The organism is Klebsiella sp. 28, from assembly GCF_018223905.1.
GTDB lineage: Bacteria > Pseudomonadota > Gammaproteobacteria > Enterobacterales > Enterobacteriaceae > Klebsiella > Klebsiella pneumoniae.
Map to the genome: position 1 here is coordinate 1 of NZ_JAGRQY010000034.1, position 11938 is coordinate 11938.

The 11938-nt window shown below is 57.0% G+C and carries 12 protein-coding genes and 2 pseudogenes; 4 read left to right on the top strand and 10 right to left on the bottom strand.

Annotated elements, in window-relative coordinates:
• From KHQ28_RS06670 to KHQ28_RS06680, 3 genes and pseudogenes are all read left to right on the top strand, one after another.
• Window positions 1–260: pseudogene (locus KHQ28_RS06670) on the top strand (polyphosphate kinase 2); the annotation flags it as partial.
• 178 nt (window positions 261–438) lie between these two features.
• Window positions 439–624, top strand: coding sequence for a hypothetical protein (locus KHQ28_RS06675; RefSeq protein WP_032418913.1), 186 nt, complete (start codon window positions 439–441; stop codon window positions 622–624).
• Window positions 621–947, top strand: a pseudogene (locus KHQ28_RS06680) (CcdB family protein). Before KHQ28_RS06675 ends, KHQ28_RS06680 begins: the two are co-directional and overlap by 4 nt.
• A 52-nt stretch (window positions 948–999) precedes the next feature.
• Here the strand turns inward: KHQ28_RS06680 and fdnI are convergent.
• The 3 genes from fdnI to fdnG are packed head-to-tail and all read right to left on the bottom strand — an operon-like array spanning window position 1000 to window position 5592.
• Window positions 1000–1656: a formate dehydrogenase-N subunit gamma gene (fdnI, locus tag KHQ28_RS06685; protein WP_032418912.1), complete on the bottom strand. Its 657-nt coding sequence runs from the start codon at window positions 1654–1656 to the stop codon at window positions 1000–1002.
• Window positions 1649–2533, bottom strand: coding sequence for a formate dehydrogenase subunit beta (fdxH, locus tag KHQ28_RS06690; protein ID WP_004143747.1), 885 nt, complete (start codon window positions 2531–2533; stop codon window positions 1649–1651). Before fdxH ends, fdnI begins: the two co-directional genes overlap by 8 nt.
• A gap of 11 nt (window positions 2534–2544) precedes the next feature.
• Window positions 2545–5592 (bottom strand): formate dehydrogenase-N subunit alpha, encoded by a 3048-nt coding sequence (gene fdnG / locus KHQ28_RS06695; protein ID WP_087836247.1) that lies wholly within the window; start codon window positions 5590–5592, stop codon window positions 2545–2547.
• Between the two features lie 225 nt (window positions 5593–5817).
• On the opposite strand from fdnG, the gene yddG reads away from it, so the two are divergent.
• Complete coding sequence (gene yddG, locus KHQ28_RS06700; RefSeq protein WP_032418909.1) at window positions 5818–6696, top strand: aromatic amino acid DMT transporter YddG; 879 nt, start codon at window positions 5818–5820, stop codon at window positions 6694–6696.
• Here the strand turns inward: yddG and benD are convergent.
• From benD to KHQ28_RS06735, 7 genes are all read right to left on the bottom strand, one after another.
• Window positions 6693–7466 carry a benzoate diol dehydrogenase BenD gene (gene benD / locus KHQ28_RS06705; RefSeq protein WP_032418908.1) on the bottom strand — a complete coding sequence of 258 codons (774 nt, stop codon included), beginning with the start codon at window positions 7464–7466 and terminating at the stop codon, window positions 6693–6695. The genes yddG and benD overlap by 4 nt on opposite strands.
• A gap of 9 nt (window positions 7467–7475) precedes the next feature.
• Complete coding sequence (gene benC / locus KHQ28_RS06710; RefSeq protein ID WP_032418907.1) at window positions 7476–8492, bottom strand: benzoate 1,2-dioxygenase electron transfer component BenC; 1017 nt, start codon at window positions 8490–8492, stop codon at window positions 7476–7478.
• Between the two features lie 9 nt (window positions 8493–8501).
• A complete protein-coding gene (benB, locus tag KHQ28_RS06715; RefSeq protein ID WP_004200052.1) occupies window positions 8502–8987 on the bottom strand; it encodes a benzoate 1,2-dioxygenase small subunit in 486 nt (161 codons plus the stop codon).
• Window positions 8987–10369 (bottom strand): Rieske 2Fe-2S domain-containing protein, encoded by a 1383-nt coding sequence (locus tag KHQ28_RS06720; protein ID WP_004175987.1) that lies wholly within the window; start codon window positions 10367–10369, stop codon window positions 8987–8989. Before KHQ28_RS06720 ends, benB begins: the two co-directional genes overlap by 1 nt.
• 109 nt (window positions 10370–10478) lie before the next feature.
• Complete coding sequence (gene catA, locus KHQ28_RS06725; RefSeq protein WP_032418906.1) at window positions 10479–11405, bottom strand: catechol 1,2-dioxygenase; 927 nt, start codon at window positions 11403–11405, stop codon at window positions 10479–10481.
• A 66-nt stretch (window positions 11406–11471) separates the two neighbouring features.
• Complete coding sequence (catC, locus tag KHQ28_RS06730) at window positions 11472–11762, bottom strand: muconolactone Delta-isomerase (RefSeq protein WP_060578877.1); 291 nt, start codon at window positions 11760–11762, stop codon at window positions 11472–11474.
• 19 nt (window positions 11763–11781) lie between these two features.
• Window positions 11782–11938 (bottom strand): enolase C-terminal domain-like protein (locus tag KHQ28_RS06735; protein WP_323131604.1); only part of this gene is annotated, 157 nt, incomplete at its 5' end.

Below are 11938 nucleotides of genomic sequence, written 5' to 3' on the forward strand. Positions count from 1 at the left end.
ACATTAAGTCTTTCAACCGCTGGGATGAATATACCGCTGCCCGCGACGCCATGTTCGCCGCCACCGATACCGCCTGGGCGCCGTGGTTCGTCGCCCGCTCAGAGGATAAAAAGCGCGTGCGTCTGAATATCATCACCCATCTGCTGTCGCAGATCCCCTATGAAGCTTTACCGGTGGAGCCTGTGACGCTGCCGAAGCGCAAAATTGGCAAAATGAAACAGACTAATTTTCCTTTCCGCTTCATTCCAGAGAAGTTTTGATTATTTCCCGTCGCGCTGGTTAATGCCAGCGCCAGGTTTATTACTATAACCATGAATATTTCAGGCTGTTACTTCCCTCTGGAAGCTGTCTCGCAAAATAAATATTAAACTTACTGCTGGTATTTATTTTTTAGTGGGTAAAGTAAATAATCACAGAACCAACCGCAAGGAGCCTATGATGAAAAGTAATACGCTACGTAAAAGACCCACTGACGCACCCGTCCAGAAGGCGTCAGAACAGCCAGGTAAGGATTTACGAGAAGCAGATAAACAGCGACAGCACAAGGAATTCATTGCCGCAATGAATGAATTTATTGCAAAAGGAGGCACTCTTACTGATGATGAATTTTTCAGGGTGCTATGATGCTTGAATAATTCAATGTTTATCGAAATTGTTCTGCTCAGACAAATAAAATCCTGCCATATTATATGATCGTGCAGAATGATTATTATGCAGACCTGGCCACGAGAGTCATTATTCCTTTAATGCGACCACAACAGTTACCACGCTGGCATCAGCATGCCGTACCAAGGATAAATATAGAATTTGACAGCTTTTTACTTTGTACGCCAATGAGCAGTAACTTAAATAATAAACGGATCCCGCCACAGGATTTCGTCTGCAATCTGAGTCATGCGCGCCAGGGCGTTATCGATTCAATCGATACACTTATCACGAACTGCTGACTGCCGGGAACCCGCTCCGACATCTCCGGAGCGGGTTTCGCGCCGTGAAGGCTTACTTCATCCCTTCACGACTCTCTTTCATCGCTTCCAGGCGTTCGACATCGCGATACCAGCGCGGGTGGTGTTTCTTCGCCCAGCGGCGGCTCACCTTGCCTTCGATCATTCCCTTAATCGACCCCTTCACCCAGAACGCCATATACATATGGATAAGGATGGCGTGGATCAGAATGATGGCCGACGTCGCATGAATCAGCAGGCTATAGCGAATCACCTGCATCGGGAAATATTCCGCAAAATATGGGCGCCAGATAATCACCCCGGTCACCAGCAGCACAAATATCATGCTCATGATGGTCCAGAACATCATCTTCTGCCCGGCGTTATACTTACCGACGCGCGCCACCTTATGCTCGTTGCCTTTCAGCACCTCGACGATGCCTTTCAGCCACGGAATATCCTGTTTATCAGGGATGTTGTGGTGGACAAAGCGCACGAACATAAACATCAGCGCGACAAAAATCAGCACCCCAAAGAACGGGTGCAGAATACGCCCCATCTGCGGCGTGCCGAAGGTTTCCGTTAGCCACTGTAGCGTCGGAAAGAAGAACGATATTCCCGACAGCGCCACGAGGAAGAAACAGATAACCACCATCCAGTGACAGGCGCGATCGATAAACGTTGTGCGCACAATCATCTTCGATTTACTCATCATGCTTCTCCTCGTCGTCGTCAACTTCCTTGTTCGGCCCGATACCGATGTAGTGGTAAATCAGCCCGGCGAAGGTGGCGATAAAGCCCGCCGCCGCCAGCGGTTTCAGCGCCCCCTTCCACAGACTGATACTGGTATCGATCTGCGGTTCCTTCGGCAGCTTGTGATACAGCTCCGGCTGGTCGGCATGATGCAGGACGTACATCACGTGGGTTCCGCCGACGCCCGGCGGGTTGTAAATCCCGGCGTTGGCATAACCGCGTTTTTTAAGCTTAGCCACCCGCTCCTCGGCCACCTCCAGCATCTCTTTCTTCGTACCGAAGTGGATCGCGCCGGTAGGACAGGTTTTCACGCAGGCCGGTTCCTGGCCGACGCTGACCCGATCCACGCACAGGGTGCATTTATAGACCCGGTTATCCTCTTTATTGAGGCGCGGGACGTTAAACGGACACCCCGCAATGCAGTAGCCGCAGCCGATGCAGTTTTCCTGCTGGAAATCGACGATGCCGTTGGCGTACTGAATAATCGCCCCGGCGGATGGGCAGGCCTTCAGGCAGCCCGGCTCTGCGCAGTGCATACAGCCATCCTTGCGGATAAGCCACTCCAGTTTGCCGTTCTGTTCGGTCTCGCTAAAACGCATTACCGTCCAGGATTTGGCGCTGAGATCCGCCGGGTTGTCGTACACCCCGACGCAGTGCCCCACGTCATCGCGGATGTCATTCCACTCGGAACAGGCCACCTGGCAGGCTTTACAGCCCACGCAGGAGGAGACATCGATAAGCTTGGCGACTTCCGCTTTATAGTCCCGCGCGCGCGGCGCGGGGGTGATCGGGTTGGTCGCGGAGCGTTTAATAATGTCTTGGGTTTCCATCGCCATTGAATCGCTCCTTACGCTTTCTCGATGTTGACCAGGAACGCCTTGTATTCCGGCGTTTGCGAGTTGGAATCGCCAACGTTAGGCGTCAGGGTGTTGGCGATGTAGCCTTTGCGGGCCACGCCTTCAAAACCCCAGTGCAGCGGGATCCCGACGGTCTCCACCTGCTGGCCGTTGACGTTCAGCGTGCGCAGTCGGCGAGTCACCACGGCAACCGCGCGAATGAAGCCGCGCCTGCTGCTGACTTTCACCCAATCGCCGTTAGCGATACCTTTGCTTTTCGCCAGCCCTTCGCTGATTTCGACAAACTGTTCCGGCTGCGCGATGGAATTGAGCAACGCATGCTTGGTCCAGGTGTGGAAATGCTCGGTCAGACGATAGGTGGTCCCGACATACGGGAATTTATCCTTCTTACCTAAGCGAATGGCGTCCTCTTCATACAACCGCACCACCGGGCTGGAGACCACCTTCGGGTGCAGCGGGTTAGTGCCAAGCGGGGTTTCGATCGGCTCGTAGTGCTCCGGGAACGGCCCTTCCGCCAGTTTATCGAGCGCAAACAGGCGACCCAGCCCCTCCTGCTGCATGATAAACGGCCCGGTGTTGCTCCCTGGCGGCGCGGTATTGAAGTCCGGAATATCATTCCCGACCCACTTGCTGCCGTTCCACTGGATCAGCATCCGCTTCGCATCCCAGGGCTTGCCGTTGATATCGGCCGAAGCGCGGTTGTACAGCACCCGACGATTGAGCGGCCACGCCCAGGCCCATCCCAGCGTATTGCCCAGGCCCGAAGGATCGGCGTTATCACGATTCGCCATCTGGTTACCCTGCTCGGTCCAGCTGCCGGTATAGATCCAGCAAGACGACGCGGTGCTGCCGTCATCGCGCAGCAGCGCGAAGCTATTGAGCAGTTGGCCTTTTTTCGCCAGCAAAGTGCTATTTTGATCGTAGAGATCCGCCAGCGCGTAGCCGTTGTTCTCTTTTGCCACTTCTTCCGATTCCGGATGGTCCGGCTGCTTGTAGCGCCAGCTCATCTTCAGCAGGGGTTCCGCGCCCTTCCCGCCTTCGGTGCGGTACAGTTCGCGCAGGCGATGGTAAATCCCGGCAAGGATTTCGCCATCATTGCGCGCTTCACCTGGGGCATCCTGACCTTTCCAGTGCCACTGCAGCCAGCGGCCGGAGTTGGCGATCGAACCGTCCTCTTCGGCAAAGCAGGTCGACGGCAGACGGAAGACTTCGGTCTGAATCGCCGACGGGTCGACATCATTAGACTCGCCATGGTTCTGCCAGAAGGTCGAGGTTTCGGTCACCAGCGGGTCGATAACCACCATATATTTCAGCTTGCTGAGGCTGCGAACCACTTTGTTTTTGTCCGGGAAGGAGGCAACCGGGTTAAAGCCCTGGCAGATATAGCCGGTGACGTTGCCGTTATCCATCATGTTGAAGTATTTGATAACGTCGTAAGCCTGGTCCCACTTCGGTAACCACTCAAAGCCCCAGTCGTTCTCTTTTTGCGCCGCCTCGCCGTAGAAGGATTTCATCAGGCTAACGAAGAATTTCGGGTAGTTGCTCCAGTAGTTCACCTGCTCGGGCAGGGTCGCCTTCGGCGTGTTGGCGCTGAGGTAGCTTTGCAGATCGGTCTGTTTGTCCGATGGCAGCGTCAAATAGCCCGGCAGACTGGTCGACAGCAGGCCCAAATCGGTCAGCCCCTGAATATTAGAGTGGCCGCGCAGGGCGTTGACGCCGCCGCCGGCCATCCCCATATTGCCGAGCAGCAGCTGGATCATCGCCATGGTACGGATGTTCTGCGCGCCGACGGTGTGCTGCGTCCAGCCCAGGGCATACAGGAAGGTGGTGGTGCGGTCCGCGGCGCTGGTTGAGGCCAGCACGTCGCACACTTTAAGGAAGTCCGCTTTCGGCGTACCGCAGATATTCTCCACCACTTCCGGCGTGTAGCGGGAAACGTGCTGCTTCAGCAGATTCCACACGCAGCGCGGGTGGGTGAGCGTTTCATCGCGTTTGGCGTAGCCGTTTTCATCGAACTGGTAGTTCCAGGACGATTTATCGTACTGGCGTTTTTCCGCATCGTAGCCGCTGAACAGCCCCTCTTCGAAGGCAAAATCATCCCGCACCAGCAGGCTGGCATTGGTGTAATGCTTAACGTACTCGGCATTGATCTTATTGTTTTCGATCAGGTACAGCAGCACGCCCGACAGGAAGGTAATGTCGGTACCGGAACGAATCGGCGCATAGATATCGGCCACCGACGCGGTACGCGTAAAGCGCGGGTCGACGACGATCAGCGTGGCGTCGTTATTGTTTTTCGCCTCCATCGCCCAGCGGAAACCCACCGGATGGGCTTCGGCGGCGTTACCGCCCATCACCACCACGACGTTGGCGTTTTTGATATCCACCCAGTGGTTGGTCATCGCACCGCGACCAAATGTTGGAGCAAGACTTGCTACCGTTGGTCCGTGTCAGACGCGCGCCTGGTTGTCTACCGCCAGCATACCCAGCGATCGCACAAATTTTTGCGTTAGCATGCCGGTCTCATTGCTTGCCGCCGAGGCGCACAGCATGCCGGTGGAAAGCCAGCGGTTAACCGTCACGCCCTGTTCATTCTTTTCAATAAAGTTGGCGTCGCGGTCGGCTTTCATCAGTCGGGCGATGCGGTTAAAGGCTTCATCCCAGGAGATGCGCTGCCATTTATCCGAGCCCGGGGCGCGGTATTGCGGATAACGCAGACGGTTTTCGCTGTGGACATAGTCCAGCAGGCCTGCCCCTTTCGGGCACAGCGCGCCGCGGCTCACCGGATGGTCCGGGTCCCCTTCGATATGGTAGATCGCTTCTTTGGCGTTTTTCGCACCGTCGCCGAGGCTATACATTAATAGCCCGCAGCCCACGGAGCAGTAAGTGCAGGTGTTGCGGATCTCTTTCGCACGCAGCAATTTGAAATTGCGTGCCTGAGCCAGCGCCATTTTAGGGGCAAAGCCCAGGGCGGCGGCGGTAGTTCCGGCCATACCGCCTGCGCAGATCTTAAAGAACTTTCTGCGGCTGACGTCCATTGCATTCCTCCATGCAGGATGTTGATTCATCGCGCGGAGGAAACTAACAGCAAAATCCCGGGAAAATTTGCGTCAAATCAAGGAGGAAAACCTTCGCCCCCTTAATCGCCAGCCCTGGCCATTTTCGCTAATCCCTAAGGGTTAGCAACGGCGGAAAATTTCGCCCCTCACCGATAAAAAGATGATATATATGCCGGCTGCATTTGCGTAACCATCAGGAAAAGCATGGAGAAAAAGAGAGCCACGACCATCGGCTTCGCCGCCATTATCTTATGGAGCACGATGGTCGGATTGATTCGCGGCGTCAGCGAAGGACTGGGAGCGGTCGGCGGCGCGGCGATGATTTACAGCCTTAGCGGCCTGCTGCTGATCTTTACCGTCGGCTTTCCCAACCTGCGCCAGATCCCGCGTTGCTATCTGCTGGCCGGCAGCGTGCTGTTTGTCAGCTATGAAATCTGCCTCGCGCTGTCGCTGGGCTATGCCGCCAGCCGCCAGCAGGCCATTGAGGTGGGGATGGTCAATTACCTGTGGCCCAGCCTGACGATTTTATTCGCCATTCTCTTTAATGGCCAGAAAAGCAGCTGGCTGGTGATCCCCGGCCTGATTCTCGCCCTGCTGGGCGTTGGCTGGGTGTTGGGCGGTGAGCATGGGCTACAGCCCGATGAGATTATCAGTAACGTCATTTCCAGCCCGCTTAGCTATCTGCTGGCCTTTGTCGGGGCGTTCATCTGGGCCGCCTACTGCACGGTGACGGCCAAATATGCCCGCGGTAAAAACGCCATTACGCTGTTCGTCCTGTTAACCGCCCTGACGCTATGGCTGAAATTTCTCGCCAGCGACCAGCCGCCGATGCTGTTTAGCTGGCCGGTGGTCATTAAGCTGATGACGGTCTCCGTGGCGCTGGGGCTGGCCTACGCGGCGTGGAACGTTGGCATCCTGCACGGCAACGTCAGCCTGCTGGCGGCGGCCTCCTACTTCACGCCGGTGCTCTCCTCTGCGCTGGCGGCGATCCTGCTGAGTGCGACCCTGTCGTGGTCCTTCTGGCAGGGGGCCGGGATGGTATGTCTCGGCTCTCTGCTCTGCTGGTACGCCACCCGCCGTTAGCCGAGATCGCCTCCGGCTACCGGCAGCGTCACGCCGGTGATATAGCTGGCCTCATCGCTGGCGAGAAACAGGATCGCATTCGCCTGTTCCGCCAGCGTGCCGTACCGGTGCAGCAGACTGCTCGCCACCGTCTGATCGACGACCTGCTGATACCACGCCTTTTCCTGCTCGCTCGGCTGCTCTTCGTTACGCGGCGTCAGGCGCGGCGGCGCCTCGGTCCCGCCCGGGGCCACGGCGTTAATCCGAATACTGCTACCGCTGTACTCCATGGCAATCGACCGGGTCAGCGCGTTAACGCCGCCTTTCGCCGCCGAGTACGGCACCCGATTCACTCCCGCCGTCGCCACCGACGAAATGTTGACGATGCTGCCTTTGCCCTGCTTCAGCATCCATGGCAGCGCCGCGCGGCAGCCCCATAGCGTGGGGAACAGCGAGCGACGGATCTCTTTCTCAATCTGATCCGGCTGGTATTCGGCAAAGGGGCGCGCCCAGATGGTACCCCCAACGTTGTTGATCAGCACGTCGATACGGCCAAAATGAGCGACCCCGGCGGCAAACGCCTGCTCGGTACTTTCCCACGCTTCCAGATCCGCCTCCAGCGCCAGCACCAGACAGCCGGATTGCGCCAGCGTCGCCGCCAGCTCATGGACGTATGACGAGCGATCGATGAGCAGCAGAGCCGCGCCTTCTGCAGCCGCCTGCTCCGCCGTCTGGCGGCCAATGCCCTGCGCCGCGCCGGTGATGACGACGACTTTATCGGTAAAACGCATTTTGCCTCCTTATGCCGCCGCGCTCTGGCTGGCGATAAATTTCTCATACCAGAACCCCGCCGGGGTGATCCCGCGGTCGCGCAACGCCGTGGCAACCGCGTTAACCATCGGCGGCGGGCCGCAGAGATAGATGTCCACGTCGCCGTTGTTCAGCATCGCGTCGTCGAGATGGTCGGTGACAAAGCCGCGCTGCGGGCAAGTGCTGTTTTCATCGGCCACCACCGGTAGCCAACGATACCCCGTCAGCTGTTGAGTAAAGGTATGCAGCGCGTCGGTTTTCACCAGATCGTAGTCACGAGTAACACCGTACAGCAGCATCACCGGACGCTGGCTGCCCTGTGTCTGCAGGGTATGGAGCATGGAGAGCAGCGGCGCCAGGCCGGTACCGCCCGCCAGCATCAGCAGCGGACGTTCGCCGTGGCGCAGATAGAAGCTGCCCATCGGGCCGCTGAGGGTAAGACGATCGCCGGGCCGCGCCCGCTGGGTTAACCACTGGCTCATCATCCCGCCAGGCACGTTACGGATCAGAAAACGCCCTTCGAGGGAACCCGGTTGCGAGCTAAATGAGTAGGCGCGGACATGAGGCGTACCCGGCACCTGAATGTTGACGTACTGCCCCGGCAGGAAGGCCAGCGGCTCATCGAGGGCGACCACCAGTTCGATGGCGGTATCGGACAGTAAATTCACCTGCCGCACCTGCGCCCCGGTGTTGGTCAGCGCGGTTTTACACTGCGCGGCGGCCACCGGCACATCGATCACGCAGTCGCTGGTCGGGACCATCTGACAGGTCAGCACCTGACGGGCCTGCGCTTCGTCGTCGCTTAACGCCTCGTCGAGATAATCTTCGCCCAGGTCGTACTCACCGCTGGCGCAGTGGCATTTGCAGGTACCGCAAACGCCGTCCGAGCAATCCATCGGCAGATTCACCTTCTGGCGATAGGCGGCATCCAGGACTTTCTCTCCGGCATTGCACTGAATAAAACGGGTTACGCCGTCCTCAAAATTAAGAGCAATATTGAAGGTCATAAGCGCCTCTTAAATGTGGTAAACGTCAATCACCTGACGGATATAGTCGTTATTCAGGCGCACAGTTTTACGGACGATCTGCGGTCTGCCGTCCTGTTCGATTAGCGTGCAGCAGGTAGAGCCAAAATAGGCATCAGTGTGCTGATAGCGATGGCTCCAGGTAACCCAGCTGTAACGCACCTCCAGACCCTCGTCGCTTTCGCCCATCAGCTCAACGTTGCTGATGATATGGGTGGTCCGCGGCTCTGGCGTGCTGGCCCCGGAGCGCTCGGTTTTAATGCGGTAGACGCGATCCTCCAGCCCTTCGCGGTTGGGGTAGTAGATAAGCGAAATCTCTTTTTGCGGGTCGCGGGTCAGCTGGTCATCGTCGCCCCATGCCGGCATCCAGTAGACCACCTGCGGGCTGTAGCAGCTGAGCCATTCGTCCCACTGACGATCGTCCAGCAGACGGGCTTCGTAGTAGAGAAACTGGCGAACCTGTTCGAGGTTAAGCATCAGGCCACCTCCACGCGCTGGGTAATGGACTGGTCGTAACGCTGTTGTTCCTGTTCAATGGCCGCCAGCATCAGCGTCTGCCAGTGGTGGTGATGGGCGATGTACAGCGCTTCGTCCTCCGATTTCACCCCGCTTAACCGCGGCGAAAAGCCGGCATGTTGCGCATGCTCATCCGCGCCATCGACCCAGCGCAGCGCGCCGCGGCTGAGGTCGCTCCATGGCAGATTTTCGCCGAGATAGCCGCGCTGACAGGCGCTGAACTCTTCGAGGTCGTCCGGCGTCCCCATCCCACTGACGTTAAAGAAATCCTCGTACTGGCGGATTCGCAGCGCTCTGGCCTGGTCGGATTCCCCTTTCGGCGCAAAGCACCAGATGGTGACTTCGGTTTTATCCACCGCAATGGGGCGGATTACGCGGATTTGCGTGGAGAACTGATCCATCAGGTAGACATTGGGGTACAGGCACAGGTTGCGGGTTTCGTTGACCATCTGGTCGGCACGGCGTTCGCCAAATTCCGCCTGCAGCCGTTCGCGGTGGGCATAGACCGGGCGCACTTCCGGGTTGAGCGCCCGGGTCCACAACAGCATATGGCCGTTATCAAATCCATAGCCGCCGCCGAGGCTTTTTGACCAACCGTTGGCATCCACCGCGTGCGTCCCTTCCGCTTCATAGTTGCGGCGTGACATGGTTGAGGCGTAGTTCCAGTGGACCACGCTGACGTGATAGCCATCGGCGCCGTTTTCCGCGCCCAGTTTCCAGTTGCCCTCATATACATAGCTCGACGAACCCTTAAGTACCTCGAGCCCCTCCGGCGCCTGGTCGACGATCAGGTCGATAATCTTGCAGGTTTCTCCGAGATAGGCCTCCAGCGGCTGCACGTCGGCCTTGAGGCTACCGAATAAGAAACCGCGATAGGACTGAAAACGCGGCAACTTTTGCAGGTCGTGGGAGCCGTCTTGTTTAAAGCTCGGCGGATAGCCGCCAGTGCTCTCATCTTTGGCTTTTAATAATTTGCCGTTATTGCTGAAGGTCCAGCCGTGAAACGGACAGGTAAACGAATTTTTATTCCCGGTTTTGCGTCGACATAACATGGCGCCGCGGTGGGCGCAGCTGTTAATTAGCGCGTGCAGCTCATTCTTTTTATCGCGGGTAATAATAACCGGCTGCCGTCCCAGCGTCAGGGTATAATAATCACCCGGCTGGGGAATTTGACTTTCATGAGCGAGAAATACCCAGTTACCTTCGAAAATATGCTTCATTTCAAATTCAAACAGCTGCGGGTCGGTAAATATAGAACGATGGCAGCGGTAAATATGATTTTCACGGTCGACAACTAAGGCATTATTGATTTTGTCTTTGAGCGTCGAGAGCGTTTTTTGCATGAGTCGGTCCCTCCTGCAGGATTCAGGATGAAAGAAACAGGGTGAATTCTTCGTTTTCGAGTGCAATATCTGGCCCGGGCAGTAGCGTGCCCGGGGCCGATAATGCCGCTTACTCTTTGGCGCGCACGCGGATCCCACGCTGCTCTTCGTCGGCGCTCAGCGCTTTACACAGGGTGAAATCAAAACAAACCTCGGTGTGCTCTCCCTCAAGATTGCGCTGCGCGATGATCTCGCGGTCGGTCACTTTTACCGGATCGGCAATCAGGCCGTCGCGGGTGGCAAAGGCAAAATCGTCCCACAGGTATTTATCGCCATTGAGGTTAATCTGGCTGGTCAGATGTTTATGACCCGGCGCGGAGACGAAAAAGTGAATGTGCGCCGGACGGTTGCCGTGGCGACCCAGTCTGTCCAGCAGTTTCTGGGTTGGGCCATCCGGCGGGCAGCCGTAGCCGGAGGGCATGATGCTGCGCACGCTGTAGCGGCCATCGGCGCCGGTGCGGATCCGCCGGCGCAGGTTGTACTCACTCTGGCCTGGGTCGAAGAAGGAATAATTTCCGAGGGTGTTGGCGTGCCAGATATCAACAATAGCGTTGGCCACTGGCCGGCCTTCGGTGTCTTTGACTTCACCGTGCAGCCACATCACTTCTCCGGCGTCGGCGCCGTCATCCATGCGGGCGTGACCCTCGGCCAGCGGCGCATTAGCCACGTACAGCGGCCCTTCGATGGTGCGCGGGGTGCCGGTTTCCCGATGCGCTGCCGCGTCGATGGCGTCCTGGCGCAGATCGAGGAAATGCTCCAGTCCCAGACCCGCCGCCAGCAGCGCCGCCTCCTGACGCCCGCCCAGCTCGTGCAAATAGTTTACCGCGTGCCAGAACTCTTCTTCCGTAACGTTATAGTCGTCGATGAGCGTGCAGATATTTTCCAGCAGACGATGAATAATCGCCTTAAAACGTTCATCGCCGCCGGCAACATCTAATCCGGCACTGTCGCGTAATAATTTTTGAATACCTGGTTGTTGTACGAATACATTACTCATACTGGTTCTCTCTTATATTTTGCAGGGTATACGCCGGTAATACCGGCGTGAGGTCAGATATTATTATTAGCGATCGTCATCGCGAATTGATGACGGATGACGACAGAGGGCTTCCACTTTTATCGCCATAAAGGGATATAGCGGCAATTCCATTAATATTTGATGCAATTCTTCGGCATCTTGAACATCGAAAATACTGACGTTGGCATAAAGGCCGGCAACGCGCCAGATATGTCGCCATTTGCCTTCCCGCTGTAATTGTTGCGAATAGGCTTTTTCGCGTTGTTTTATTTCCTCCGCCTCGTTGGCGGGAAAGCCAGGCGGAATATTGACGGTCATCTCCACTTTAAATAACATTTTTTTCTCCTGTTCCCCGCTACGGCTGGCGGGTATAAAAATGCAGTTTGTCTTCATCCAGCTCGACGCCAAGGCCCGGCGTTTGCGGCAGCGCCACCTGACCGTCGGCAAAGGTGAGCGGCACGCTGACAATATCGTCTTTCAGCAACAGCGGGCCGAACATCTCGGTACCCCAC

Excerpts from the sequence above, each read along its gene's own strand:
- benB (WP_004200052.1), bottom strand. The coding sequence starts at position 8,987 with ATGCTTAACCTCGAACAGGTTCGCCAGTTTCTCTACTACGAAGCCCGT.
- catA (WP_032418906.1), bottom strand. The coding sequence starts at position 11,405 with ATGAGTAATGTATTCGTACAACAACCAGGTATTCAAAAATTATTACGC.
- fdnI (WP_032418912.1), bottom strand. The coding sequence starts at position 1,656 with ATGAGTAAATCGAAGATGATTGTGCGCACAACGTTTATCGATCGCGCC.
- benC (WP_032418907.1), bottom strand. The coding sequence starts at position 8,492 with ATGACCTTCAATATTGCTCTTAATTTTGAGGACGGCGTAACCCGTTTT.
- catC (WP_060578877.1), bottom strand. The coding sequence starts at position 11,762 with ATGTTATTTAAAGTGGAGATGACCGTCAATATTCCGCCTGGCTTTCCC.
- yddG (WP_032418909.1), top strand. The coding sequence starts at position 5,818 with ATGGAGAAAAAGAGAGCCACGACCATCGGCTTCGCCGCCATTATCTTA.
- KHQ28_RS06675 (WP_032418913.1), top strand. The coding sequence starts at position 439 with ATGAAAAGTAATACGCTACGTAAAAGACCCACTGACGCACCCGTCCAG.
- fdxH (WP_004143747.1), bottom strand. The coding sequence starts at position 2,533 with ATGGCGATGGAAACCCAAGACATTATTAAACGCTCCGCGACCAACCCG.
- KHQ28_RS06720 (WP_004175987.1), bottom strand. The coding sequence starts at position 10,369 with ATGCAAAAAACGCTCTCGACGCTCAAAGACAAAATCAATAATGCCTTA.
- benD (WP_032418908.1), bottom strand. The coding sequence starts at position 7,466 with ATGCGTTTTACCGATAAAGTCGTCGTCATCACCGGCGCGGCGCAGGGC.